The organism is Pseudomonas baetica (assembly GCF_051216495.1).
GTDB classification, from domain to species: Bacteria; Pseudomonadota; Gammaproteobacteria; order Pseudomonadales; family Pseudomonadaceae; genus Aquipseudomonas; species Aquipseudomonas baetica_B.
Genome location: NZ_JBPKAM010000092.1, coordinates 1 through 25,540, shown reverse-complemented (window position 1 = coordinate 25,540; position 25,540 = coordinate 1). Strand labels below are relative to the sequence as shown.

Below are 25,540 nucleotides of genomic sequence, written 5' to 3'. Positions count from 1 at the left end.
CCCCCCCCCCCCCCCCCCCCCCCCCCCCCCCCCCCCCCCCCCCCCCCCCCCCCCCCCCCCCCCCCCCCCCCCCCCCCCCCCCCCCCCCCCCCCCCCAGGGGGGCTGCTCAAATAGATATCGCGCTTACTTCTCGGCGCGGGCCTTGAGGTTTTTCAAGGTATTGAACGGCGCATCAACCACAAACTTGTTGGCAACCATCGACGGTACGCTACCGCCCGGCTCGGTATGCACCTGATAAGTCACTTCAACCTGATCGCCCTTGGGGACGAATTTCCAGAAGCCATCGACCTTGGCCACCCGCACAAAGCCCTTTTCTTCAGGCAGGTACTTGGGCACGCCTTCGAGTTTGCGGGTCAGGCTGCCGTCGGCGCCTTCGATGGTGGTGATGTGCAGCACCGAATCACGCGGGGTGACTGGCCATGGGGTATTGAATTGGGTGTAGGTCCAGCTTTGATCGCCTTCGTGCTTGAGCAACCTCTGGATCTTGCATTCGTGAATCCAGGAACAGGCGCCCGGTACGTCTTCCTGCAAGGCGCGCAATTTGGCCATGGTGGTTTTCATCAGGGTGACGCCCTGGTAAGCCTTGTAATCGGAGCCGGCCACCTCACTCAGGGACACCTTGATGCCGTCCTCATTCTTGGCGACTTTCCAATCTTCGGCCTGGACGACCGAAGTGGCCAACACAGCCGTCAAACCACACAACACAGCCATACGATGCAGCGAACCCATAATCTTATTCCTTATTGTTGAAGTTCCGTTCGTCGAACACATCACGCCGCAGTCATTTGCTCCCACCAGCCGATCAACCTGATGGCTTCTTCACCGCTGTTACCACACACTTCTATGTCCGCCTTGAACCCCGAGCAAACTGCCGGGCGTTCGGGTTGACCGAAGATGTTGCACAGGTTTTCGGCAGACAATTGCACACAACGTTCTCCGGCGGGCTTGCCCAAAGGCATACCGGGAATGGGTGAACTGATGGATGGGGCAATGCAACAGGCGCCACAGCCTTCACGGCATTTCATGACGATGAGCTCCTCGCGACGGGCAATGTGTTAAAGGACGGGGCACAGAGTAACCGCTAAAACAGTTGTTTTAAATTACCCGGTCGCGGGTTTTTACCTGCAATCGGACGTGACCGGGCAGTCTCCGACAAAACGTCCGTTCAACGCGTCGTCACAGGCGGGTTTACCGTTTGAACTCGAACTCCAAAGCTGCGCCTTCGACTTCCCGGCGCTCTTCGTTGCGCAGTTGCAACTGCATTTCGTTGTTGATCAAGCGACCGTTGAGCTGAAACTGACTGCTTTTTTCACCGAACATTTGCGGCAACACCGGATCGCGCTTGGGCAAAGGCACCGTGCCCACCGGCTTCAACTCATCGACCATGTCCTTGGGCAGGCTCAAATCCAGGTCGGCCGGGGGAAGTTGGGTCTTCACCACCTCACTGGCCGGTTTCGATTTGGAGGCAATTGGCGGACGCTTTTTTACCGCAGCGGCTTTCTTTTTGACCGGTGCTGTTTTATGGGCGGGAGCTTTTGTTTTCGAGGTTGTGCTTACCGCCGTTTTTTCCTGAACGGAAGCGGCCATGACAGGTGCCGATTGAGCGCTCAATAATAGGCAGATCAACAACCAGGCGGCAGGAAAAATCGGTTTCATGGACCCAACGGCGAACATCGCGCAAACGACAGAGGGCCCATATGCTCGCTTGTTGCAGGCGCCATGACAAGCGCGGACAGGAACAACCCGCCCGCCCCGTCACAAGCCCAGAGCGGTCTCCTGGCAAAGCTGGGTCGCCAGCATGCCCAAGGTCATCAATGCGCGCTCGGCCTCTCGATTCCAGGGGATGCCGCAGTTCAGTCGAATACAGTGGTTGAACTGCTCGGTGTTACTGAAAATCAGCCCTGGCGCAATACTGATGCCCTGCTGCAATGCTCGCACGTGCAACTCTTGCGTATTGACCCGTCCCGGCAGACTCACCCACAAAATGAAACCGCCGGTCGGTCGCGTCATTTGCGTGCCTTCGGGGAAATACTGCTGCACGGCCAACTGGAAGGCGCTGAGGTTCTTGCGGTATTCCTGACGGATGAAACGCAAATGCCGGTCGTAACCGCCATTTTCCAGATACGCGGCAATGCCCATCTGCGTGACGCTGCAGGCCGAATGGGTACTGAAGGTCTGCAAGCGTTGGATTTCCTGCTGATACTTGCCGGCAATCATCCAACCGATACGCACGCCCGGCGATAGGGTTTTGGAGAAGCTGGAGCAATAGATCACCCGGTCCAGCCGGTCATAGGCCTTGAGCGCCTTGGTGCGCCCCTGCTCGAACATCAATTCGCCGTAGATATCGTCCTCGACCACCTGGATGTCGAAATCCGACGCCAGGCGCAGCAGTTGTTTCTGCCGCTCTTCGGGCATGGTGCCGCCCAATGGATTACTTAGACGCGTGGTCAACACCAATGCCTTGATCGACCATTGGTTAGCCGCCAGTTGCAGGGCTTCGAGGCTCATGCCGGTGGATGGATCGCTGGGGATCTCGATGACCTTGAGCCCCAACAGATCGGCCAGCTGCAGTAGTCCGTAATAAGTCGGCGACTCGGCAGCGATCAGATCGCCCGGCCGGGTCAGCACCCGCAAGGACATCTGCAAGGCATCCACACAGCCATGGGTGATCACCACTTCCGACGGATCGACCACCACGCCGGCATCACGCATGCGGATGGCCACTTGTCGGCGCAATGGCTCGAAACCGGGGCTGAACATGTAGCTGAATGCGCGGGGACTGTGAAAACGGGTGACTTTGGCCAACTGCTGATGCAGCGCACGTACCGGAAGGTAGTCGACGCTAGGAACCGCTGCCCCTAAAGGGAACACACCTTCGCGCCGGGATTCGACCAGTACCTGTTGAATGATGCTGCTTCGGGTTACCAGGCCAGGGCGCTCGACCCGGGCGATATCCGGCGTCGGCGCAGTCAGGGCCGGTGTCTGGTGCACGTAGTAACCCGACTGCGGCCGGGCACGGATCAGCCCCTGATCTTCGAGATTGGCGTAGGCCTGTAACACCGTGGCATGGCTGACATTGAGCTGCGAACTCATCTTGCGCACCGAAGGCACGCGCTCCCCCGGTTGATAGACACCACGGCGGATATCTTCAGCCAGTTGTTGAGCAATACGTTGGTAGAGCAAGAGATTGGTCATGACGCAGCACTCGATTTCACAGGCATTTTATTCTTGTGGGAAACGATACCGGAACAGTTTAGAAGTGTACTGGGACAGTTGCCACAATAGTCGACCGTACAGTGCAGTGTCAGCAAAATCTGTACTGCTTTTATCGGAAAGTGTGGAGTATTTCGCAGGTGAAAAAAAACCCGGCGCTGTCTGGCAGGCCGGGTTTTGTAGGAGCCGGCTCGCTGGCGATGGCATCACTTCGGTTCGTCTGAAACACCGGAGTGATGTTATCGCCAGCAAGCCGGCTCCTACAGAGGCTGTGTTTTCAATCGGAAACCATTGTTAGCGGGCGGCGCCGAGCTGGCCTTTTTCGTCGGAAAACACAATTTCCACGCGGCGGTTCTGCGCACGTCCCCGCTCGGAAGCGTTGGCGTCCACCGGGTACTCATCGCCGTAACCTTCGACCTGGATTCGCTTGTCGTCGATGCCCAGGTCCGTCAACACATCCGCCACCGACTGTGCACGATCACGGGACAGCTTGAGGTTTTCCTGCTTGCCGCCGGTACTGTCCGCATAACCTTCGATACGCACCACGCGCTTGGGGTTGAGCTGCAGGAACTGCACGATCTTCAGCACCACGCGGTTGGCCGAATTTTTCAGCTCCGCTTCACCGGTGTCGAACAGCACATCACCCAGGGTCATCACCAGGCCACGGTCGGTCTGGGTGGTGGCCATCGCCACGATCTGCTCTTCGAGCCATTTGCCCTGTTGCTGCACGCTGAGCAGCTTGGATTCGCGCAAGGCCAGTTGCAGACGCTGGCGTTCCAGTTCGAGCTTGGCGGCGCGCTCCTCGTTGAGCACTTGATTGGTGTGCTCCCGAGCGATTTCGCTGTAGCGTTGGCTCAAGTAAGCGTAATGCGTCACATCCGAACCGCTGCCCCAGTAGGTAGACAAACGGTCTGCGCGAGCCAGGGACTCACCGGCGCGAATCACGTCCTTGGGTGCGATTCGCAGTACGTTGGAATCTTCCTTGACCTTCTGGAAGTCGGCACTGGCCTGTTGCAACGCCGCGTCGCTGTGCTGACCGGCGCAACCATAAAGGCTCCCGCATCCGACCAGGATCAACCCACCGATCACCTTGGACCCGAGCTTCATTGGGTATCTCCCAGTTGCTTGCGCAGGCGGGCGATGCGGGTATCGAGCACATTCAATTGTGCCTCGCTCTTGAGTGTCAGGACGCGGGCTTCGGCCAGGCGCGCATCCAGCTCAGCCTGTTCGGCCCGCATGCGTGCGTTCCTGAAGGATTGGTCGTTCATGCTGCCCTTGGCACGGTTGAACTTGTCTTCGGCCAGCTTCATTTCCGGTACTTCGTCGGCGGTGGCACCCACCGCCCGGGCTTGCTCGACGGCCTGCTCGGTCAGGCGCATTTGTTCGTTCGGCGCCGGATCGGCTGCACAACCCGCCAGAGCCAGAACGGCCAGGGCAGCGAAAAGAGGTCGAATACTCACTAAAAATCCCTACTGTTTTGGAGTACTGACGGATTGTTTCTGCTGCGCATTCCAACGCTCGATATTGCGTTGCAGCACAGCCTCCGTCAGTCCGGACGCGGGCAATTCTGTCATCTTTTTGGCCAGCTGTCCGCGCAACCAGGGATCGTTGCAGGCTGAGTTATGGGAAACCGCGAGAAACAGTCCCGGCTGATCGACCGGTTGCATGCGCGCAACCAGATCGTTGGCCATGCCCAGTGTCTGCGCCATTGCCATGCCCGAGTAGCGACCTGCCAGGACGAATTCCACCTCACCCAACAACAATTTCTGAAAGGCCTGGGTCAGATTGGCTGTACGGGTCAGGGTCAGTTGCTGCTCGGCGAAGGTGGCAAATTCCGGGGTCAATCGAGACTTTTCCGACAAAGCGCCGACGTGGCCGTGCAGGTCCTGCACGTTGTTGTAGATCAGTGGCGAATCCTTGCGGGTCCAGACCAGGTAATCGTTTTCCAGCAACGGCGGATGAATGTAGTCCAGGGACTCGAGCTCGCTGACCGTCAACGGCGCATCGGCCAACATGTCCATGCGACCGCTGCGTACTTCGTCCAGGGCCTGGGAGCGTTTACCGGCATAAAGCAGTTCGACCTTGATGCCCAACTCCCCCGCCACTTGCTGCAGCAGGTCGGCACTGGCGCCAATCAGGTACTTGGGGTTTTGCGGATCTTGCCACAGGTACGGCGGCGCATCCGGGCTGCCGGTCACTACAAGGCGTTCGCACTTGCCTGCGGCATTGGATAGCGCTGGCAAGAGCGCCAACCCCATCAAGATTGACCATCCCGACACGCGATGCAGATCCATGGCAACACTCTCACTCAAACCCGGTTAGATCACACTGTAGGAGCGAGCCTGCTCGCGATGGGCGTTAACGATGACGCATTGCTCTGGTTAAACGCGGCGCTCTTGAGATCATCGCGAGCGAGCTCGCTCCTACAGGTAAATGAAAAGCAAAAAAAAGCCCGACCAAAAGGTCGGGCTCTTTATAAGTGAAGCAGCCGGATTAGACCAGCTTCTCCAGCTCAGGGATGGCTTCGAACAGGTCAGCCACCAGGCCGTAATCGGCCACCTGGAAGATCGGCGCTTCTTCGTCCTTGTTGATCGCAACGATCACCTTGGAGTCTTTCATGCCGGCCAGGTGCTGGATCGCGCCGGAGATACCGACGGCGATGTACAGCTGTGGCGCAACGATCTTGCCGGTCTGACCGACCTGCATGTCGTTCGGTACGAAACCTGCGTCGACCGCGGCGCGGGAAGCACCCACGGCAGCGCCCAGCTTGTCGGCCAGGGCGTACAGGTGTTTGAAGTTGTCACCGTTCTGCATGCCGCGGCCGCCGGAAACGACGATCTTGGCAGCGGTCAGTTCCGGACGATCGGACTTGGCCAGCTCTTCGCCAACGAAGCTGGAGATCGCAGCATCGTGAGCAGCGGCAACAGCTTCAACGGAGGCGGAACCACCTTCAGCGGCAACCGGATCGAAACCGGTGGCACGCACGGTAATGACCTTGACCGCAGCGTTCGACTGAACGGTAGCGATGGCGTTACCAGCGTAGATCGGACGCTTGAAGGTGTCGGCGCTTTCTACCGAGATGATCTCGGAGATCTGGTCAACGTCCAGTGCAGCGGCAACGCGCGGCAGGATGTTTTTGCCGTTGGAAGTGGCAGCGGCCAGGATGTGGCTGTAGCCCTTGCCCAACTCTGCAACCAAAGGAGCGACGTTTTCTGGCAGCTGATGCGCGTAAGCGGCGTTGTCAGCGTTCAGGACTTTGCTCACACCAGCGATTTTCGCAGCGGCTTCAGCCACGGCGCCAGCGCCCTGGCCTGCAACCAGAACGTGGATGTCGCCGCCGATTTTGGCAGCGGCAGCAACGGTGTTCAGCGTGGCCGGAGCCAGCACTTTGTTGTCGTGTTCAGCAATAACCAAGATAGTCATTTAGATTACCTTCGCTTCGTTTTTCAGTTTCTCGACCAGTTCAGCCACCGACTTGACCTTGATGCCCGCGCTGCGTGCAGCAGGCGCTTCGACTTTCACGGTTTTGTTGGTGGAGGCGGTGGAAACGCCCAAAGCGTCCGGAGTCAGCGTCTCGAGAGGCTTCTTCTTGGCTTTCATGATGTTTGGCAGGGACGCGTAGCGCGGCTCGTTCAAACGCAGGTCGGTGGTGACGATGGCCGGCAGTTTCAGGGAAACGGTCTGTGCGCCGCCGTCGATTTCACGGGTAACAGCTACGCTGTCGCCGCTGATTTCGACTTTGGAAGCGAACGTGCCCTGACCGTAGCCGCTCAATGCAGCCAGCATCTGGCCAGTCTGGTTGTTGTCGCTGTCGATGGCTTGTTTGCCAAGGATCACCAACTGAGGCTGTTCCTTGTCAACAACAGCCTTGAGCAGCTTGGCAACGGCCAAGGAAGTCAGATCTTCGTTGGATTCGACGAGGATGGCGCGGTCGGCACCCAGAGCCAGCGCGGTGCGCAGTTGCTCCTGAGCAGTGGACGGGCCCACGGAGACGACGACGATTTCAGTCGCAACGCCTTTCTCTTTCAGACGTACGGCTTCTTCCACTGCGATTTCGCAGAATGGGTTCATCGACATCTTGACGTTGGCGAGGTCGACGCCGGAATTGTCCGCCTTGACGCGGACCTTGACGTTGTAATCCACAACGCGTTTGACAGCTACAAGAACCTTCATGGATTCCTCGTTACTCTCCGGTGAAAAGAAAGTCGCCTAGGCGAACCTGGCGGTTGATGCTCATCGGGCGCAAGGGCACCTCTAAAAACGCCGGCGTACATGTCAAGTGACCATCGCTCACGATGTTCATGACCGTTCGTCAGCGGTGACCGACGAGTCATTCAATATCGCGGCGTGTAAACTGCGCGCTGAACCTGAACCGCGCATCACCTTGTACTGCCATCGCCCTGTCTTTAGAGGTGCTCTTGAAACCAACAGTCAGCCTACGGCGAGCGCAAAACCGCCCGTATCTTGACCGGAACACCTATTCCGGTCAATACGGCAAAATAGCCGTTCATAACCCGCGTGACTTTGATTTCTCTGGCTTTGAGCCAATTCAAACAAACGTTTGTATTGGACCCTGAGAGTGGTGTAGATATAATGCGCCACCCAAAGAGAAAGGTGGTTGATCCATTGTCCGCTCCCGACGTTGTGCCGGGATTCATGGATGCGACACCAAACCTTAAAAATTAGAAAAAACTGTTGAGCCTTGAGTAGGAGATAGCCTGTGGAACGCGAATACATGGAATTCGACGTGGTCATCGTCGGTGCCGGCCCCGCTGGTCTGTCCGCTGCCTGCCGTTTGAAGCAGAAAGCCGCTGAAGCCGGTAAGGAAATCAGCGTCTGCGTGGTTGAAAAAGGCTCCGAGGTCGGTGCTCACATCCTGTCCGGTGCCGTATTCGAACCACGCGCCCTGAACGAACTGTTCCCGGACTGGAAAGAACTCGGCGCGCCGCTGAACACGCCCGTCACCCGCGATGACATCTTCGTTCTCAAGAACGCTGAAAGCGCGCAGAAAATTCCAGACTTCTTTGTGCCCAAGACCATGCACAACGAAGGCAACTACATCATCTCCCTGGGCAATCTGTGCCGCTGGCTGGCCCAGCAGGCCGAGAACCTGGGCGTAGAGATCTACCCGGGCTTCGCCGCCCAGGAAGCGCTGTTCGACGAAAACGGCATTGTCCGCGGGATCATCACCGGTGACCTGGGCGTTGACCGCGAAGGCCATCCGAAAGAAGGCCTGTACACCCCGGGCATGGAACTGCGTGGCAAATACACGCTGTTCGCCGAAGGCTGCCGCGGCCACATCGGCAAGCAGCTGATCAAGCGCTTCAACCTCGACAGCGATGCCGACGCCCAACACTACGGCATCGGCCTGAAGGAAATCTGGGAAGTCGATCCGGCCAAGCACCAGCCTGGCCTGGTGGTGCACACCGCCGGTTGGCCGATGGACATCATGGGCACCGAAAACACCGGTGGTTCGTTCCTGTATCACCTGGAAAACAATCAGGTGGTTGTCGGCCTGATCGTCGATCTGTCCTACAGCAATACCTACCTGTCGCCGTTCGACGAATTCCAGCGCCTCAAGCATCACCCGGTGCTCAAGCAGTACCTGGAAGGCGGCAAGCGCATCAGCTACGGCGCCCGTGCCATCTGCAAAGGCGGCCTGAACTCGCTGCCGAAAATGGTCTTCAAGGGCGGCGCGCTGATCGGTTGCGACCTTGGCACCCTGAACTTCGCCAAGATCAAGGGCAGCCACACCGCAATGAAGTCCGGCATGCTCGCCGCTGAATCGGTGGCTGATGCCTTGTTCGCCGAGAAGGATGGTACTGAAGAGCTGACCACCTACGTCGACGCGTTCAAAAAGAGCTGGCTCTACGAAGAACTGTTCGCCAGCCGCAACTTCGGCCCAGCGATCCACAAGTTCGGCGCCATCGTTGGTGGCGGCTTCAACTGGCTGGATCAGAACATCTTCGGCGGCAAACTGCCGTTCACCCTGCACGACACCAAGCCGGATTACGCCTGCCTGAAACTGGCCGCCGACTGCAAGAAGATCGACTACCCGAAACCGGACGGCAAGATCAGTTTCGACAAATTGAGCTCGGTATTCATCTCCGGCACCAACCACGAAGAAGAACAACCGTGCCACCTGAAGCTGGCCGATGCGAGCATCCCGCTGGCGAAAAACCTGCCGCTGTATGACGAACCTGCCCAGCGTTACTGCCCGGCCGGCGTGTACGAAGTGGTGACCCAGGAAGACGGCGAGAAGCGCTTCCAGATCAACGCCCAGAACTGTGTTCACTGCAAGACCTGCGACATCAAGGATCCTGCGCAGAACATCACCTGGGTCGCACCGGAAGGTGCCGGCGGCCCGACTTACCCGAACATGTAAACCGATCGCCTGAACAACAAATGCCCCGACTTGTCGGGGCATTTGTTTTTCTGAAGCCTGAATCCAATTCTGACGTTGAACCCGGCTCCTACGGATTGGATGTGCCATAAAAAATGCCCGTATCTCGCGATACGGGCATTGGCGTCATCAGGCCAGCCGATCAGTTGCTTAACGAGCTGGAGCCGTCACCACCGCAGCATCACGGCGCTTGTTCTTGATGCCGTAGCAGATCCACATGAACACGAGCCAAACCGGAATCGCGTACACCGAGACCTGAATTCCCGGAATCAGCAGCATCACGCCGAGAATGAACACCACGAACGCCAGGCAGATGTAGTTGCCGTACGGATACCACAGGGCCTTGAACAGCGGCGTCTGCCTGGTTTTGTTCATATGCTGGCGGAACTTGAAGTGCGAGTAGCTGATCATCGCCCAGTTGATCACCAGGGTGGCTACCACCAGCGACATCAACAGTTCCAGCGCGTTTTGCGGGATCAGGTAGTTCAGCAGCACCGCGATCAGCGTCACGGCCGCCGAGGCCAGGATCGAACGCACCGGCACGCCGCGCTTGTCGATTTTCGCCAGGGCCTTCGGCGCATCGCCCTGCTCGGCCATGCCCAACAGCATGCGGCTGTTGCAATAGGTGCCGCTGTTATACACCGACAATGCCGCCGTCAGGACCACAAAGTTCAGGATGTGCGCGGCAGTGTTGCTGCCGAGCATCGAGAACACCTGTACGAACGGGCTGCCGCTGTAGGAATCGCCAGAGGCGTTCAAGGTTTCCAGCAGGCTGTCCCAAGGGGTCAGCGACAGCAGGATCACCAGCGCACCGATGTAGAAAATCAGGATCCGGTAGATCACCTGGTTGATGGCTTTCGGGATCACGGTTTTCGGCTTGTCGGCTTCAGCAGCGGTGAAACCGAGCATTTCCAGGCCGCCGAAGGAGAACATGATGATCGCCATGGCCATCACCAGACCACTGACACCATTGGGGAAGAAGCCGCCATGGGACCAAAGGTTAGTCACTGACGCTTCCGGGCCACCATGACCACTGACCAGCAGATAGCTGCCCAGGCCGATCATGCCGACAATCGCCACGACCTTGATGATCGCGAACCAGAATTCGGCTTCGCCAAAGACTTTGACGTTGGCCAGGTTGATCGCGTTGATCAGCACGAAGAATGCCGCCGCCGTGGCCCAGGTCGGGATCTCCGGCGCCCAGTAGTGGATGTATTTGCCGACTGCGGTCAGCTCCGACATGCCCACCAGAATGTACAGGATCCAGCAGTTCCAGCCCGACAGGAAGCCGGCAAAACCGCCCCAGTATTTGTGGGCGAAGTGGCTGAAGGAACCGGCCACGGGTTCTTCGACGATCATTTCGCCCAGTTGGCGCATGATCATGAACGCAATGAAGCCGCAAATGGCGTAGCCGAGGATCATCGACGGCCCGGCGGATTTCAGTACCCCGGCCGAGCCAAGGAACAAACCGGTACCAATCGCGCCACCGAGGGCGATCAATTGAATGTGGCGATTTTTCAGGCCGCGTTTCAGCTCGCCTGAATGCGAGTTTTGTCCACTCATGAAAAAGGTCTCACGCAAGGTTTGATGATGTTGGGTTGCAGCTTTGAAAGGACGTTAAGCGGCACCGATCAAACCCCAGCGCAGGCACCAGGAGTTCAGCGTATTTACAACGGTCATGCGTCACCTGTTTGTTTTTATCTGTGACGAAATCGAACCCGACACGCTCGTGACGTGGCGGAGTGAACAAGGCGGATAGCCTTGAGGTTTGCGCAGGTGCGCAGGAGGTCACAGGTAAAACGCGGCGCATTGTACACCGCTAACCCCCTGCTGCCAGACACCACGGATCAGCGTGTCGTTTGCCGGGATTGCCTGTGTCCGCCCCGAGAGGCTCGGGCGGCTGCAAAAAGAGGATCAGACCTTTGCGGGCCATTGACGGGGACGGTTGACGAACCGGCCCACGATGGGAGCTGGAAACGGATTGCGGCGTTCATTGCGCCTCCTTTTTTATGCACCTGCACGACAGGCATGGCGCGCATGACACCTTGCTTGAGTTGGCGAAACAAGCGGACTAGAGCGCTGAGAGCCATCAGGAAAGGTCGCTGGATGGAAGAATTTTCTTACAGACTTTCGGAGCAGGTGATTTAACGAGTGCAACCAGCCGAATTCGTAAATAATTATTTACAGCACGTAACGCGAACTTTCCGCCCCGAACCTGGCGGTGTCGCCACTGACGCCTTCGCGAGCAGGCTCGCTCCCACACTGGCTCGCAAACTCGCGCCCCTGTGGGAGCGAGCCTGCTCGCGAAGACTGACTGACAAACACCACATCACTTAAGTCAGGCCCCAAAAAAAACGCCAACCCGAAGGCTGGCGCTTTTCACTTGTAGCTTGCCGCTTGAAGCTTACCGCTGCTTCACTCCGGCTTGCGACGCCCAAAACCAGGACGCTGACCGGAACCGGCCGGGGCACCGCGACGCTTGCCCGACGGCTTGTCACCATCGACCAGCTTGATTCCCGGACGCTTCGGAGCAGGCTTGGCCGGGCGTTTGGTCTCGACCGGACGGTCTGCCACCGGCGTACCGCGACCCGCAGGAGCACCGCGACCTTCACCGCGCTCGGTGCGACCGTTCGCTGGTCGCGGAGTCCGTGGACCGCGCTCACCGTCCTGACGCGCGGTAGGTTTACGACCTGGACGCTCGCCTTCGATGTGCGGCTCGCGGCTTGTACGCGAACTGGTCGCCGGTGCATCAGTGGCAGGACGCAGGGTGCGCACACGTTCGGTCCTGGCCATAGGCCGCGACGACTTGCGCTGCATCCGCTCAAGCTTGTCTTTGCTCTTGGCGTTCAGTTGCGGCATGGCGACCGGGGTCAGACCGACTTCGGCGCTGAGGATGTCGACCTCGTACTGGCTCATCTCGCGCCAGCGACCCATCGGCAGGTCGGAGTTGAGGAACACCGGACCGAAACGCACACGTTTCAGACGGCTAACCACCAGCCCCTGGGATTCCCACAGACGACGCACTTCACGGTTGCGACCTTCCATTACCACGCAATGGTACCAATGGTTGAAACCTTCACCACCGGGCGCCTGCTGAATGTCGGTGAATCGCGCGGGGCCGTCTTCGAGCACGACGCCCGCTTTCAGGCGTTCGATCATCTCGTCGTCCACTTCACCACGCACGCGCACGGCATATTCGCGGTCCATCTCGAAGGATGGGTGCATCAGGCGGTTGGCCAACTCACCGTCGGTGGTGAACATCAGCAAACCGGTGGTGTTGATGTCCAGGCGACCGATGTTGATCCAGCGCCCTTCTTTCGGACGCGGCAACTTGTCGAACACGGTCGGGCGGCCTTCCGGATCGACACGGGTGCAGATTTCGCCATCGGGTTTGTTGTACATGATCACGCGGCGCACCGACTCGGCGGCTTCTTCGCGCTTGATCACCTTGCCATCAATGGTGATGGCGTCATGCATATCGACGCGCTGACCGAGGGTCGCGTCCTTGCCGTTGACCTTGATGCGGCCGTGACTGATCCAGGCTTCCACGTCACGGCGCGAACCGACGCCGATACGGGCGAGGACTTTCTGCAGTTTTTCGCCTGCTGGGCCGATTGGCTGGTCGTCTTGCTGGTCGTTGATACTCATCTGGGCACCTCCCGGTGTGGTCTGTTCAGGACGCTCAGAGTTGAGGGTCCTGAAGTAGTGAAAACTGTAACTTTGACGAAGGGATCGTCGAAGGGCCGCGAATCATACGCTCATGACGGCGTTCGCGCATCAGAGACTAGTTGATCGATACCAGGTTATTTGCTTTTCCGCCGACCGGTGGAGTCAACATCAATCCCTGTGTCAATTTTCCCATTCGCGGCGTTCGGCCTCTATGGCTTCAGCCAGCGCGAGGGCCTCAGCCTCTTCATCCGTCAACTCGGGCGCGGGTTTGGGAGGTTCAAGCGCAGCAACGGCAGCCAACAGTTTTTCCCGAGCTTCGGCAACCCCGAGAATGTCGTCGTCCTGCTCCGGCTCACTTTCGAGCTCGACTTCAGCCTCAGGCTCGATCTGTACGATTTCGGTTTCCGTCCGAATGCCAGCGGTTTCCGGATCCGTCCCAGCGACTTCACCATCCCGCAACAAATCATCGAAGTCAGTCTTGAGCCCCTCCTCCATGCTGTCCAGTTCCTGCAGCAAGGTATGGAAACTGGTTTCCTCCTTGGGCTCTTCCGGCTCGGCGCTGGCATCTGCCAGTTCTTGCAACGCCGCGGGGACCGGCGCGTCATCGAACTCCAGCACCGGGTCAGGTTCCAGCTCGCGCAGCTCGGCAAGCGGCGGCAAATCGTCGAGGTTTTTCAGGTTGAAGTGATCGAGAAAGGCCTTGGTGGTGGCGAACATCGCCGGTTTGCCGGGCACATCGCGGTAACCGACGATGCGGATCCACTCCCGCTCCATCAGCGTTTTGACGATCTGGCTGTTGACCGCCACGCCCCGCACGTCTTCGATTTCGCCCCGCGTGATGGGTTGGCGATAAGCGATCAGGGCGATGGTCTCGAGCATCGCCCGGGAATAACGTTGCGGGCGCTCTTCCCATAGACGACCAACCCAAGGCGAAAATTTTTCGCGGATTTGCAGGCGATAACCGGAAGCAACTTCCTTCAATTCAAACGCACGGCCATCACAGGACTTGCCCAGTATGGTCAGTGCTTTCTTGAAAACCGCAGGATCCGGCCGTTCGGCTTCTTCGAAGAGTTCGAACAGGCGCTCCAGGGATTGCGGCTTTCCCGAGGCCAACAGAAAGGCTTCAAGCAGTGGCGCCAGCTCGCGGGGTTCACTCAGGTTCATGATTCAACTCGTTATTCGGCTCGGGCTCGCACGTGGATCGCTGCGAACGGCTCATTCTGCACCAGCTCGACCAAGGATTCCTTGACCAGCTCGAGGACTGCCATAAAGGTCACGACCACGCCCAGCCGCCCTTCCTCGGCGGTGAACAACTCGACGAACGGCACGAAACCGCCGCCCTTGAGCCGTTCCAGTACGTCGCTCATGCGTTCGCGGGTGGACAGTGCCTCGCGGCTGACCTGGTGGCTTTCGAACATGTCGCCTCGGCGCAATACCTCGGCCATGGACAGCAACAACTCCGACAACCGCACATCCGGCAACAGCTTGCGCGCCCGGGCTTCCGGCGCATCGAGCTTGGGCACCACCACATCACGGCCGACGCGGCTCAAGCCATCAATACCTTCGGCCGCATTCTTGAAGCGTTCGTACTCCTGCAAGCGGCGGATCAGTTCGGCGCGCGGGTCTTCTTCCTCGTCCTCGACGGTTTCCGCCCGGGGCAGCAGCATCCGCGACTTGATCTCGGCCAGCATTGCCGCCATCACCAGGTACTCGGCGGCCAGTTCCAGGCGTACCGACTGCATCAACTCGACATAGCCCATGTACTGGCGGGTAATTTCCGCCACCGGGATATCGAGGATGTTGATGTTCTGCTTGCGGATCAGATACAGCAGCAGGTCGAGCGGACCTTCAAAGGCTTCGAGAAAGACCTCCAGCGCGTCCGGCGGGATGTACAGGTCCAGCGGCATTTCCATGACCGCCTGGCCATACACCATGGCGAAGGGCAGCTCTTGCTGGGCACCGGCCTGACTGTCGACGGGTTCTACTGCTGACATCTAGGCCTCGGCCATGAACGGCGCAGGGTCGCCGCAACCGACGCGGATCACTTCCGGTTCGCCGTCGGCGAGGCTGATCACGGTGGACGCCTTGATGCCGCCAAAGCCGCCGTCGATGATCAACTCGACCTGATGTTCGAGCAACTGGCGCATTTCATAAGGGTCAGTGAGTGGATCGTCATCGCCAGGCATGATCAGGCTCACGCTCATCAGCGGCTCACCCAACTCGGCCAGCAAGGCCAGAGCGATAGGGTTACTGGGCACCCGCAGACCGATGGTGCGTTTTTTCGGGTGCAACAACAGCCGCGGGACTTCACGGGTGGCATTGAGGATGAAGGTATAGGGCCCCGGCAGATGGGCTTTGAGAATACGGAAAGTACCGGTGTCGATCTTGGCAAACAGGCCCAGTTGCGACAGATCGCTGCAAATCAGCGCGAAGTTATGCTTCTCATCGAGCTGACGCAGTCGTCGAACCCGCTCCACCGCAACCTTGTCACCGATCTGGCAACCAATGGCGTAGGACGAGTCTGTGGGATAAACCACTACCCCGCCGCTGCGGATGATCTCGACCGCCTGCTTGATCAGGCGCGCTTGCGGGTTTTCCGGATGAATCTGGAAAAATTGACTCACATTCTCTACCTGTTCAGACGGCGGCAATAATTGGGTCATGTTTGAATCGACACCACAGTGGTGGCAGATCCTCCGGGAGCGGGCGGTATTCACCGATCTCGGACCAGCCTCCAGGGCCATGAAAATCACTGCCGGCGCTGACCAGCAGACCGAACTCGCGAGCCAGGATCGCCAGGCTGCCCACTTGCTCGGCAGGCTGATAGCCATTGACCACTTCGATCGCCTGGCCCCCTGCTTGAATATAGTCTGCAATCAGGCGGCGGCGCTTGCTGCGGGTGAACTCATAATGACAGGGATGCGCCAGACTGACCCAGGCCTTGGCCGCGCGCAGGGTTTCGACGGTTTCCTCCAGGGTCGGCCAGTGTTGCTTGACATCCCCCAGCTTGCCGGCGCCCAGCCATTTGCGAAACGCTTCGGCGCGATCCTTGACGAAACCTTCGCGCACCATCCAGTCGGCGAAGTGCGGCCGGGCCGGCGCGTTGCCGCTGTCGCCCAGCTCCTGCTGAATTTCCCGGGCGCCGTCCAGTGCGCCAGGCATGCCCTTCAATGCCAGCTTGCGACTTATTTCTTCGGCACGTAGCCAGCGACCATCGCGCAATTTGGCAATGGCCTCGACCAACGGTGCGGCATCGACGTCGAAACCGTAGCCGAGCACATGAATGGTCGCACCACCCCAGGTACAGGATAATTCGACGCCATTGACCAAGTGCATCCCCAGCGCATTCGCCGCGCTGCGTGCCTCTTCGAGGCCTTCCAGGGTGTCGTGATCGGTCAAGGCCAGGACCCGCACGCCGTTCTCGAACGCACGCGCCACCAGGACCGCAGGCGCCAAGGCACCATCGGAGGCCGTGCTATGGCAGTGCAAATCAACATTCACAGGGCTTTGTAACCTCAAATCAGCTGGCGCTATCGCGCGCCCATATGTTTGTTATTATGCCGCCACATCCTGCTTCTGGCTGCCACTGTGAAACAATTCATCGATTTCATCCCGCTCCTGCTGTTTTTCATCGTCTTCAAAATCGATCCACGGGTCGTCGACATTGCCGGCCATGAGGTAACTGTAGGCGGTATTTACAGCGCCACCGCGATGCTGATCCTCAGTTCGCTGGTGGTCTACGGCACGCTGTTCATCAAGCAGCGCAAGCTGGAGAAGAGCCAGTGGCTGACCCTCATCGCCTGCCTGGTCTTCGGCAGCCTGACCCTGGCCTTCCACAGTGAGACCTTCCTGAAATGGAAAGCCCCGGTGGTCAACTGGCTGTTTGCCCTGGGCTTCATCGGCAGCCATTTCATCGGTGACACCCTGCTGATCAAGCGCATCATGGGCCACGCGCTGACCCTGCCGGAGCCGATCTGGACGCGCCTGAACATCGCCTGGATCGTCTTTTTCCTGTTTTGCGGCGCCGCCAACCTGTTCGTTGCGTTCACCTTCCAGAGCTACTGGGTCGACTTCAAGGTCTTCGGCAGCCTGGGCATGACATTGATATTCCTGGTCGGCCAGGGCATCTACCTGTCCCGCCACCTGCACGACGCCGATACCACATCGCCTAAAACCGAGGACTGACATGCTTTACGCAATCATTGCCACAGACGTCGCCAACTCCCTGGAAGCTCGCCTGGCCGCCCGGCCTGCGCACCTTGAGCGCCTGCAAGTGCTCAAGGGCGAAGGTCGCATCGTATTGGCCGGCCCGCACCCGGCGATCGACAGCAATGATCCGGGCGCGGCGGGTTTCACCGGCAGCCTGATCGTCGCCGAATTCGATTCGCTGAGTGCCGCACAGGCTTGGGCCGATGCCGATCCGTACATTGCCGCAGGCGTCTACGCCAGCGTTGTGGTCAAGCCGTTCAAGCAAGTCCTGCCGTAATTTTCTTTTTTCGATCCCCCGCGCGGTGAACCTTATCGGTTCATCGCGCTCTCAATCGCTCATTATTCTCGTTTGCCGGCCGACAACTTCCCCAATACTCGTATTGGAATCAGGAGTCGCGATGCGCAAAGGTCCGTTGTGTCTGATGTTGGTCACGTTGTCGATCGTGGCCCCCGCCCACGGTGAAGAACATGCCGAGGGCGCAAATTCCACGCCGCTGTCCTTGAGCGCCGGTAGCCAGATCAACGAGTTGCAGCAACGCTTGAAGGAAAGCGAGCGGCAACGAGAAGAACTGAGCAAACAACTGCAGAGTGCCGATGGCGAACGCGAAAGCCCCCAGTTGGCCCGGTTGCGCCAGGAAAACCAGCGTTTGAAGCTGCAACTACGGGAAGCCCAGGCCGGCAATTCGACTCCACGCTGGCTGACGGATCAACAACAGTGGTTTGTCATCGGCGCCGGAGTTGCGCTATTGGCCCTGCTCTGCGGTATCTTCGCCAGTGGTGCAAGTCGAAAACGCCGGCAATGGCTAAATTGAGTGATTCATGAGCGAGCTGTTACTAATTGATGATGATCAGGAGCTGTGTGAGCTCCTGAGCAGTTGGCTGGGCCAGGAAGGCTTTCAGGTGCGTGCCTGTCACGATGGCCAGAGCGCCCGCCGTGCATTGGCCGAAACCTCCCCGGCGGCCGTGGTGCTGGATGTGATGCTGCCCGATGGCAGCGGCCTGGAACTGCTCAAGCAGTTGCGCAGCGATCACCCGGATTTGCCGGTGCTGATGCTGTCGGCCCGGGGCGAACCACTGGACCGCATCCTCGGCCTGGAGCTGGGTGCCGACGATTACCTGGCCAAACCCTGCGATCCGCGTGAACTGACCGCCCGCCTGCGTGCTGTGCTGCGCCGCAGCCATCCCGCGGCTGTCTCTAGCCAGATGGAACTGGGTGACCTGTGTTTCAGCCCGGTACGAGGCGTCGTCAGCATCGATGAACAGGAGTTCACCCTCACTGTTTCCGAAAGCCGCCTGCTGGAAGCCCTGCTCAAGCAACCTGGCGAGCCACTGGACAAACAGGAGCTGGCGCAAATAGCCCTCGGCCGCAAGCTGACCCTGTACGACCGCAGCCTCGACATGCACGTGAGCAACTTGCGCAAGAAAATCGGCCCGCACCCCGATGGCCGTCCACGCATCGTGGCCCTGCGCAGCCGCGGTTACTACTACAGCCTCTGAAAGTCCTTTGTAGGAGCCGGCTTGCTGGCTCCTACAGGTTGTCCGCCTGTCCAGCGACGGGTTTGTCAGGAAGGTCGAAAACCATCTTTACCCAAGCTTTACGCTCCGCTGACCGCCACTGACCCTGAACTCCGTAATCTGCACACATCCGGAACGTACCGGGAATGAGACAAGGAGATTCACCATGCGCAAGACTCTTATCGCTTTGATGTTCGCCGCTGCCCTGCCAACCGTTGCCATGGCCATGCCTGAAGGCGACGGCCCAATGGGTGGCCCGATGGATGGAGCGCGCCACGGCGGTCAGATGCACGGCATGCACGGCAAAGGCCCGTACAGTCAGCTGGACCTGAGCCGCGAACAACGCGAGCAGATCCGCAAGATCATGGGCGAGCAGATGCATGAGCGTCAGCAAGTAATCGACAAATACCTGGAGAAACTCTCGCCAGCCGACCAGAAAGCCATGAAAGACGAGATGGCCGCCAACCACAAGAAAGCCGAAGCCGACGTACGGGCTCTGCTGAAACCGGATCAACAGAAGAAATTCGACGAGATCCAGAAGAAACAGGCTGAGCGTCGCGCCGAATGGGCCGAATTCAAGGCGTGGAAAGCGCAACAGGCGCAAAAAGCGCAATAATGCGTTGGCTTCCGACTCAACGACAAATACCGTTGGGTCGGACACCACTCGAATTACTGTGGGAGCGAGCCTGCTCGCGAAGACGGTGTATCAGGCAGCAATGATGTCGTCTGACACGCCCTTTTCGCGAGCTGGCTCGCTCCCACATGGCTTTGTGTTTGTTTAGAGGATTTTCTGTGCGCTCATTGTTCTGGCGTATCCTGGCCAGCTTCTGGCTAGCCATCGCCTTGGTTGCAGGGCTGTCCATCCTGCTCGGGCACATGCTCAACCAGGATGCGTGGATTCTCAGCCGCCACCCGGGGCTCAACACCCTGCCCGAACAGTGGACGCAAACTTACGAATCCGAAGGCGAAGAAGCCGCCCAGGACATCCTGGAACAGCGCAAACGCCAGTATCACATCGACGTTCAGGTACTAAATGAAAGTGGCGATCCGGTGGTACGCGGCACCTTCCCAAGACGCGCGGCAGCCTTCGAAGCGCGGCAGAACAACGATGACCGACGCCTGCCATGGCGGCGTCTGACCGCTGAATACACCAGCGAAAAAACCGGCGACACCTATCTTTTGATCTACCGCATTCCCCATCCGGAACTCGACGCCTGGCACCGGGAAAGCCTGCTCTGGCCGCTGAGTGCACTGGGTATCGCGTTGGTGGTACTGACCCTGTTCAGCCTGTTGGTCACCTTCTCCATTACCCGCCCGCTCAGCCGCCTGCGCGGTGCGGTGCATGATCTGGGGCAAACCACTTATCAACAGAACAGCCTGGTCAAACTGGCCAACCGGCGAGACGAATTCGGGGTGCTGGCCAACGACTTCAACCGCATGGGCGCGCGCCTGCAAAGCCTGATCGGCAGCCAGCGCCAACTGTTGCGGGACGTGTCTCATGAACTGCGTTCCCCCCTCGCCCGACTGCGCATTGCGCTGGCCTTGGCGGAGCGCGCAACACCGGAAGAACGGCAAAAACTCTGGCCACGCCTTACACGGGAGTGCGACCGCCTCGAAGCGTTGATCAGTGAAATTCTGGTACTGGCGCGGGTGGATGCCGATAACGCCAGCGCCGAAGAGGTGGACCTGAACGCACTGCTCACGGGACTGCAACGGGACGCGCAACTCGGCTCGCCGGAGCAGAGCGTCCGGCTTGAGGCCGAACCGCAACTGAACCTCAGGGGCTGGCCGACCATGATCGAGCGCGCCGTGGACAACTTGCTGCGCAATGCCCAGCGCTTCAATCCGGCAGGTGGGCAACCGATCGAAATGCAGGCATTGCGACAAGGCGAGCGGATTGTGGTGACCGTACGTGATCATGGCCCCGGTGTGGACGCCGAGCATTTGAGCCAATTGGGGGAGCCGTTTTTTCGGGCGCCGGGCCAAACCGCGGCCGGGCATGGCCTCGGTCTGGCCATTGCCCGCCGCGCGGCGGAACGGCATGGCGGTAGCCTGGTTCTGGCCAACCACCCGCATGGCGGATTTATTGCCAGCCTGGAATTGCCGCTGGTGCCGGGGGCCGTCTCCCAACCATAAATCCCACAGTTGATCAGCAGTGTCAGGCTTTAGCAGGCCAGGCGCTGACGAATTCGGCCAGATCCACCTTCTCCGCCACACGCGGTTCCTTCTGCGGCGTCCCCAGGTAAAGGAATGCAATCACCTTTTCCCCTTCCGCCAGGCCCAACCCTTTGGCCACATGCGGCGAATAGGCGAGATCACCCGTGCGCCATACCGCGCCAATGCCCTGTGCATAAGCCGCCAGCAAAATCCCGTGCGCCGCACACCCAGCCGCCAGCATCTGCTCGGATTTCGGGTATTTGACATGATCTTGCAACCGCGCAATCACCACCACGACCAGCGGCGCGCGCAGTGGACCGTTGCGAGCCTTGTCGATGGCCGCTTCGGTGACTTCGCCATCCTGCTGCTTCGCCGCTTCAGCCAGCAACTCACCCATTTGCTCTCGCGCCGCGCCTTCGACGGTCAGAAAGCGCCAAGGCTGCAAATGACCGTGATCCGGCGCTCGCATGGCCGCGGCAAACAACACTTCGCGCTGCGCTTGTGTAGGTGCCGGTTCAACCAGTCGCGGAACGGAAACACGGTTGAGCAAAACGTCGAGAGCCTGCATCGGCCACCTCCTGAAAAAAATGTGCGGCTATTCTAGCTGTAACTGCCGCGACAGTGCCGGTTTACATGCCCTGCCCCACAGGTAGAATGGCGCCCTTCCTTATTTCAGCCGAGCGGATTTCATGGCGTTGCCGACCTTACGTCTCATTGGTTTCATTATCGGCATCTTCCTGATAACCCTGGCCATCGCCATGGTCGTGCCCATGGCCACCCTGGTGATCTTCGATCGCACCGGCGACCTGCCCTCGTTCCTCTGGGCCAGCATGATCACCTTTGTCGGCGGCCTGGCCCTGGTCATTCCCGGGCGTCCCGAACATATCCACCTGCGGCCACGGGACATGTACCTCCTGACCGTCAGCAGCTGGCTGGTGGTGTGCATCTTCGCCGCGCTACCGTTTTTGTTGACCCAGCACATCAGCTACACCGACTCGTTCTTCGAAAGCATGTCCGGCATTACCGCCACGGGGTCCACCGTGCTCACGGGCCTGGACAACATGTCCCCCGGCATCCTGATGTGGCGTTCGTTGCTGCACTGGATCGGCGGCATCGGCTTCATCGGTATGGCGGTCGCGATCCTGCCACTGTTGCGCATCGGCGGCATGCGGTTGTTTCAGACCGAATCGTCCGATCGCTCCGAAAAGGTCATGCCCCGCTCGCACATGGTGGCGCGGTTAATCGTGGCGGCCTACGTCGGCATCACCGTTTTCGGCAGCCTGGCGTTCTGGTGGGCCGGGATGAGTCCGTTCGATGCCATCAACCATGCGATGTCGGCCATTTCCACCGGCGGTTTTTCCACGTCGGACCAGTCCCTGGCCAAATGGTCGCAACCGGCTGTTCACTGGGTGGCTATCGTCATCATGATTCTCGGCAGCCTGCCGTTCACCCTGTACGTGGCGACGCTGCGCGGCAACCGCCGGGCACTGATCAAGGATGAGCAGGTTCAAGGTCTGCTCGCCATGTTGCTGGTGACCTGGCTAATACTCGGCACCTGGTACTGGTGGACCACCCAGATGCATTGGCTGGATGCACTGCGGCATGTGGCGCTGAACGTGACCTCGGTGGTAACGACGACTGGTTTCGCGCTGGGGGACTACAGCCTGTGGGGCAACTTCTCGCTGATGCTGTTCTTCTATCTGGGCTTCGTTGGCGGCTGTTCGGGTTCGACCGCTGGCGGGATCAAGATTTTCCGCTTCCAGGTGGCGTATATCCTGCTCAAGGCCAACCTTAACCAACTGATTCACCCGCGTGCGGTCATCAAGCAGAAGTACAACGGTCACCGCCTGGATGAAGAGATCGTGCGCTCGATCCTGACCTTTTCGTTCTTCTTTGCCATCACCATCTGCGTGATCGCCCTGCTCCTGTCGCTGCTCGGCGTGGACTGGATGACCGCCCTGACCGGCGCGGCCAGTACCGTGTCCGGCGTTGGCCCGGGACTGGGCGAAACCATTGGCCCGTCCGGCAACTTCGCCTCGCTGCCCGACGCCGCCAAGTGGATTCTCTCGTTCGGCATGCTCCTGGGCCGATTGGAGATCATTACGGTGTTTGTGCTGTGTATTCCGGCGTTCTGGCGTCATTGACCGACGCAGGTATTTGCAACTGCCGCGCCCGGTACTCGCCGGGGGTGGTGTCGAACCAGCGACGGAAGGCGCGGAAGAAGTTGCTCGGATCGGCGAAACCCAGCAAGTAGGCAATTTCCAGCAGGGTCATGGTGGGCTGCGCCAGATACTGCTCGGCCAGTTCTCGTCGGGTATCGTCCAGCAACGTCTGAAAGCTTGTACCTTCTTCCTGCAAGCGCCGCTGCAACGTGCGTTGCGACAGGTGCAGCGTCTGCGCCACGGCATCGCGCTTGGGTTCGCCCTGGGGCAACAATCGGCATAACACCTGGCGTGCCTTGTGGGTCACGCGACTCTCGGAAAACCGCGCCAGATACTCTCCGGCAAACCGGTCATGCAGCAAGGCCATCGCCTCGTTGGCGGTCGGCAGTGGTGCTTCCATGTCCGCGCGTTCAAATATCAGCGCATCGTACGGCGCGTTGAACACCAGCGGCGCATGGAAGGCTTGTTTATAGGGTTCGAGATTGGCCGGCTGGTCGCCCTGCACCAACACCTTGCGCGGGTGCAACGTGCGTCCGGTCAGCCAGCCGCACAATGCCAGGGCACAGGCCAGCGAGGCTTCGGCGCTTTGACGGGTCGGCGGCAAGTGGTCGCCGTGCACCGTGAGAATCAGCGCATAGCCCTCATCCAGCAGTCGAAAACTCAGGTCGGCACTTTCGGCAATGATCCGCTGATAACGCACCAGACGCCTGAAACCTTCGGCCAGGGTCTGGCTGGACATCAAGGCGTAGCCCGTCACATGAAATTGCGCCGGTCGCACCACCTTGCCCATGTTCAGGCCAATCGCCGGGTTGCCGGACAGCTCAACCGCGCGTTGCCAGAGTCGTGTCATGGAATCCTGCGGGAAGCGTGCATCCGGATCATCCAGTGCCGCGTAGTCGAGCCCCAGCTGTTTGAACAGAACCCGGCAATCCAGGCCGTCCATTTCCAGTGCTTTGACAATCCCCATCGCCCAGCTTGCAGAAGTCGTTCGTTCGCTCATGTCGGGTTCTTACATGATGAGCCGCATACCACGGCTGATTTCCGAAGGATACTAAAGTGGCGCCGATTGTCACTGGCCGACGCCATTGATCACTCTAGACTTAAATAAGCTACCCGCAGAACAACTTGCAGTCATAACAAAAACCACAGAGATCGCAGTCGTGGAAAACATCAAGCGTTTCAGCAGCTTCGCTGAGTTTTACCCGTATTACCTCAGCGAACACAGCAACAGTACCTGTCGTCGGTTGCACTTCATTGGCACCACACTGGTCATTTTCATTCTGGCGATGACCATTGGCCGGGGCGCCTGGATGTTGTTGTGGGCACTGCCGCTGGCGGGTTACAGCTTTGCCTGGGTCGGGCATTTCTTCTTCGAAAAGAACCGTCCTGCGACTTTCCAGCATCCCTTCTACAGCCTGCTCGGTGATTTCGTCATGTACCGGGACATGATTCTGGGACGCGTGCCGTTCTAGCCAAGAGGATTGCCGATGAATGCCAATGCGCGTTTCACGCATATGAAAGATGGCACGCAGGAAGACTGGGCGATCATCGCCGCGGATTTCAGTGCCTACGCCCGACAACTGCCATCACGAATCGTTGCGCACCTGAAACTGCTGGAAGGTGATTTCGGCGGTTTCCCCGTGGATCGTCTGACCCACTCCCTGCAAACCGCCACCCGCGCCTGGCGCGATGGTCGCGATGAGGAGTACGTGGTCTGCGCCCTGCTCCATGACATCGGCGACACCCTGGGCTCCTACAACCACCCGGACATCGCCGCTGCGATCCTCAAGCCTTTTGTCAGTGCCGAGAATTTGTGGATGGTGGAAAAGCACGGGATTTTCCAGGGCTATTACTTCTTTCATCACCTGGGGATGGATCGGCACCTGCGCGAGCAATTCAAGGGTCATCCGCAGTATCAGGCGACTATTGAATTCTGTGCCAAATACGATGCGGCGGCGTTTGATCCGAGCTATGACACCCTGCCATTGAGCTTTTTCGAACCGATGATGGAGCGGTTGTTTGCGCAGCCGAAGAACTCGATCTACAAGGCGGCGATGGAGGAGCATTCGCCCGCCTGAGAGATCCGGCGGGACCGCTGCGCGGTCCATTCGCGAGCAGGCTGGCAGCCCACAAAGAACCCCCCAAAAAACACTGTGGGAAAGACTCTCCCCCAAAAGAAACCCCAAAAAACCCAAAAACCCCGCCCAACCC

General features: G+C 59.2%; 27 protein-coding genes. 10 read left to right on the top strand and 17 right to left on the bottom strand.

From position 1 onward, the window contains the following. Window positions 1-124: 124 nt before the first annotated feature. From ACSFE6_RS25000 to ACSFE6_RS24960, 9 genes are all read right to left on the bottom strand, one after another. Window positions 125-730: an START domain-containing protein gene (locus ACSFE6_RS25000; protein ID WP_435430085.1), complete on the bottom strand. Its 606-nt coding sequence runs from the start codon at window positions 728-730 to the stop codon at window positions 125-127. 41 nt (window positions 731-771) lie between these two features. Further along, the gene (locus ACSFE6_RS24995) at window positions 772-1,026 is read right to left on the bottom strand and encodes a YkgJ family cysteine cluster protein (protein WP_435430084.1); all 255 of its coding nucleotides are present in this window, start codon (window positions 1,024-1,026) and stop codon (window positions 772-774) included. A gap of 163 nt (window positions 1,027-1,189) precedes the next feature. Then, window positions 1,190-1,657: a translation initiation factor 2 gene (locus ACSFE6_RS24990; RefSeq protein ID WP_435430083.1), complete on the bottom strand. Its 468-nt coding sequence runs from the start codon at window positions 1,655-1,657 to the stop codon at window positions 1,190-1,192. A gap of 99 nt (window positions 1,658-1,756) precedes the next feature. Further along, on the bottom strand, window positions 1,757-3,196 hold the full coding sequence (locus ACSFE6_RS24985) for a PLP-dependent aminotransferase family protein (protein WP_435430082.1): 1,440 nt from the start codon (window positions 3,194-3,196) through the stop codon (window positions 1,757-1,759). A gap of 312 nt (window positions 3,197-3,508) precedes the next feature. Then, the gene (locus ACSFE6_RS24980; RefSeq protein ID WP_435430081.1) at window positions 3,509-4,321 is read right to left on the bottom strand and encodes an OmpA family protein; all 813 of its coding nucleotides are present in this window, start codon (window positions 4,319-4,321) and stop codon (window positions 3,509-3,511) included. Beyond that, the gene (locus ACSFE6_RS24975; RefSeq protein WP_435430080.1) at window positions 4,318-4,674 is read right to left on the bottom strand and encodes a DUF4398 domain-containing protein; all 357 of its coding nucleotides are present in this window, start codon (window positions 4,672-4,674) and stop codon (window positions 4,318-4,320) included. Before ACSFE6_RS24975 ends, ACSFE6_RS24980 begins: the two co-directional genes overlap by 4 nt. A gap of 9 nt (window positions 4,675-4,683) precedes the next feature. Further along, the gene (locus ACSFE6_RS24970; RefSeq protein WP_435430079.1) at window positions 4,684-5,508 is read right to left on the bottom strand and encodes a substrate-binding periplasmic protein; all 825 of its coding nucleotides are present in this window, start codon (window positions 5,506-5,508) and stop codon (window positions 4,684-4,686) included. Window positions 5,509-5,707: 199 nt separating this feature from the next. After that, window positions 5,708-6,637, bottom strand: a complete 930-nt coding sequence (locus ACSFE6_RS24965; protein ID WP_435430078.1) for an electron transfer flavoprotein subunit alpha/FixB family protein — start codon at window positions 6,635-6,637, stop codon at window positions 5,708-5,710. After that, complete coding sequence (locus ACSFE6_RS24960) at window positions 6,638-7,387, bottom strand: electron transfer flavoprotein subunit beta/FixA family protein (RefSeq protein WP_435430077.1); 750 nt, start codon at window positions 7,385-7,387, stop codon at window positions 6,638-6,640. Window positions 7,388-7,934: 547 nt separating this feature from the next. Between ACSFE6_RS24960 and ACSFE6_RS24955 the strand changes: the two genes are divergently transcribed. Then, complete coding sequence (locus ACSFE6_RS24955) at window positions 7,935-9,599, top strand: electron transfer flavoprotein-ubiquinone oxidoreductase (RefSeq protein WP_435430076.1); 1,665 nt, start codon at window positions 7,935-7,937, stop codon at window positions 9,597-9,599. 168 nt (window positions 9,600-9,767) lie between these two features. Here ACSFE6_RS24955 and ACSFE6_RS24950 read toward each other — a convergent pair whose 3' ends face one another. The 6 genes from ACSFE6_RS24950 to ACSFE6_RS24925 form a co-directional block, all read right to left on the bottom strand. Continuing rightward, on the bottom strand, window positions 9,768-11,180 hold the full coding sequence (locus tag ACSFE6_RS24950) for an amino acid permease (RefSeq protein ID WP_435430075.1): 1,413 nt from the start codon (window positions 11,178-11,180) through the stop codon (window positions 9,768-9,770). An 852-nt stretch (window positions 11,181-12,032) separates the two neighbouring features. Next, entirely contained in the window at window positions 12,033-13,265 is a 1,233-nt protein-coding gene (gene rluB / locus ACSFE6_RS24945) for a 23S rRNA pseudouridine(2605) synthase RluB (protein WP_435430074.1), read from the bottom strand. Between the two features lie 201 nt (window positions 13,266-13,466). After that, window positions 13,467-14,450, bottom strand: a complete 984-nt coding sequence (gene scpB, locus ACSFE6_RS24940) for an SMC-Scp complex subunit ScpB (RefSeq protein WP_435430073.1) — start codon at window positions 14,448-14,450, stop codon at window positions 13,467-13,469. Between the two features lie 11 nt (window positions 14,451-14,461). Next, a complete protein-coding gene (locus ACSFE6_RS24935) occupies window positions 14,462-15,160 on the bottom strand; it encodes a segregation and condensation protein A (RefSeq protein ID WP_435430086.1) in 699 nt (232 codons plus the stop codon). A 120-nt stretch (window positions 15,161-15,280) separates the two neighbouring features. Continuing rightward, a complete protein-coding gene (locus ACSFE6_RS24930; RefSeq protein ID WP_435430072.1) occupies window positions 15,281-15,910 on the bottom strand; it encodes an L-threonylcarbamoyladenylate synthase in 630 nt (209 codons plus the stop codon). A gap of 13 nt (window positions 15,911-15,923) precedes the next feature. Next, a complete protein-coding gene (locus ACSFE6_RS24925) occupies window positions 15,924-16,787 on the bottom strand; it encodes a PHP domain-containing protein (RefSeq protein WP_435430071.1) in 864 nt (287 codons plus the stop codon). A gap of 87 nt (window positions 16,788-16,874) precedes the next feature. On the opposite strand from ACSFE6_RS24925, the gene ACSFE6_RS24920 reads away from it, so the two are divergent. The 6 genes from ACSFE6_RS24920 (at window position 16,875) to ACSFE6_RS24895 (ending at window position 21,146) form a co-directional block, all read left to right on the top strand. After that, window positions 16,875-17,471, top strand: coding sequence for a septation protein A (locus tag ACSFE6_RS24920; protein WP_435430070.1), 597 nt, complete (start codon window positions 16,875-16,877; stop codon window positions 17,469-17,471). A gap of 1 nt (window position 17,472) precedes the next feature. Next, window positions 17,473-17,772 (top strand): YciI family protein, encoded by a 300-nt coding sequence (locus ACSFE6_RS24915; RefSeq protein ID WP_435430069.1) that lies wholly within the window; start codon window positions 17,473-17,475, stop codon window positions 17,770-17,772. A 121-nt stretch (window positions 17,773-17,893) separates the two neighbouring features. Further along, window positions 17,894-18,307, top strand: a complete 414-nt coding sequence (locus tag ACSFE6_RS24910; protein ID WP_435430068.1) for a translation initiation factor 2 — start codon at window positions 17,894-17,896, stop codon at window positions 18,305-18,307. Window positions 18,308-18,314: 7 nt separating this feature from the next. Beyond that, the gene (locus tag ACSFE6_RS24905; RefSeq protein WP_435430067.1) at window positions 18,315-18,992 is read left to right on the top strand and encodes a response regulator transcription factor; all 678 of its coding nucleotides are present in this window, start codon (window positions 18,315-18,317) and stop codon (window positions 18,990-18,992) included. A gap of 184 nt (window positions 18,993-19,176) precedes the next feature. After that, window positions 19,177-19,626, top strand: a complete 450-nt coding sequence (locus ACSFE6_RS24900) for an LTXXQ domain protein (protein ID WP_435430066.1) — start codon at window positions 19,177-19,179, stop codon at window positions 19,624-19,626. A 176-nt stretch (window positions 19,627-19,802) separates the two neighbouring features. Further along, on the top strand, window positions 19,803-21,146 hold the full coding sequence (locus tag ACSFE6_RS24895) for an ATP-binding protein (RefSeq protein ID WP_435430065.1): 1,344 nt from the start codon (window positions 19,803-19,805) through the stop codon (window positions 21,144-21,146). Window positions 21,147-21,168: 22 nt separating this feature from the next. Here ACSFE6_RS24895 and ACSFE6_RS24890 read toward each other — a convergent pair whose 3' ends face one another. Then, the gene (locus ACSFE6_RS24890; RefSeq protein ID WP_435430064.1) at window positions 21,169-21,735 is read right to left on the bottom strand and encodes an NAD(P)H nitroreductase; all 567 of its coding nucleotides are present in this window, start codon (window positions 21,733-21,735) and stop codon (window positions 21,169-21,171) included. A 121-nt stretch (window positions 21,736-21,856) separates the two neighbouring features. Between ACSFE6_RS24890 and ACSFE6_RS24885 the strand changes: the two genes are divergently transcribed. Beyond that, entirely contained in the window at window positions 21,857-23,311 is a 1,455-nt protein-coding gene (locus ACSFE6_RS24885) for a TrkH family potassium uptake protein (RefSeq protein ID WP_435430063.1), read from the top strand. Here ACSFE6_RS24885 and ACSFE6_RS24880 read toward each other — a convergent pair. Next, a complete protein-coding gene (locus ACSFE6_RS24880; protein WP_435430062.1) occupies window positions 23,268-24,329 on the bottom strand; it encodes an AraC family transcriptional regulator in 1,062 nt (353 codons plus the stop codon). The two genes, ACSFE6_RS24885 and ACSFE6_RS24880, sit on opposite strands and share 44 nt — an antisense overlap. A 160-nt stretch (window positions 24,330-24,489) precedes the next feature. Between ACSFE6_RS24880 and ACSFE6_RS24875 the strand changes: the two genes are divergently transcribed. Continuing rightward, a complete protein-coding gene (locus tag ACSFE6_RS24875; protein ID WP_435430061.1) occupies window positions 24,490-24,801 on the top strand; it encodes an Mpo1-like protein in 312 nt (103 codons plus the stop codon). 15 nt (window positions 24,802-24,816) lie between these two features. Continuing rightward, entirely contained in the window at window positions 24,817-25,407 is a 591-nt protein-coding gene (locus ACSFE6_RS24870; protein WP_435430060.1) for an HD domain-containing protein, read from the top strand. Window positions 25,408-25,540: the final 133 nt, after the last annotated feature.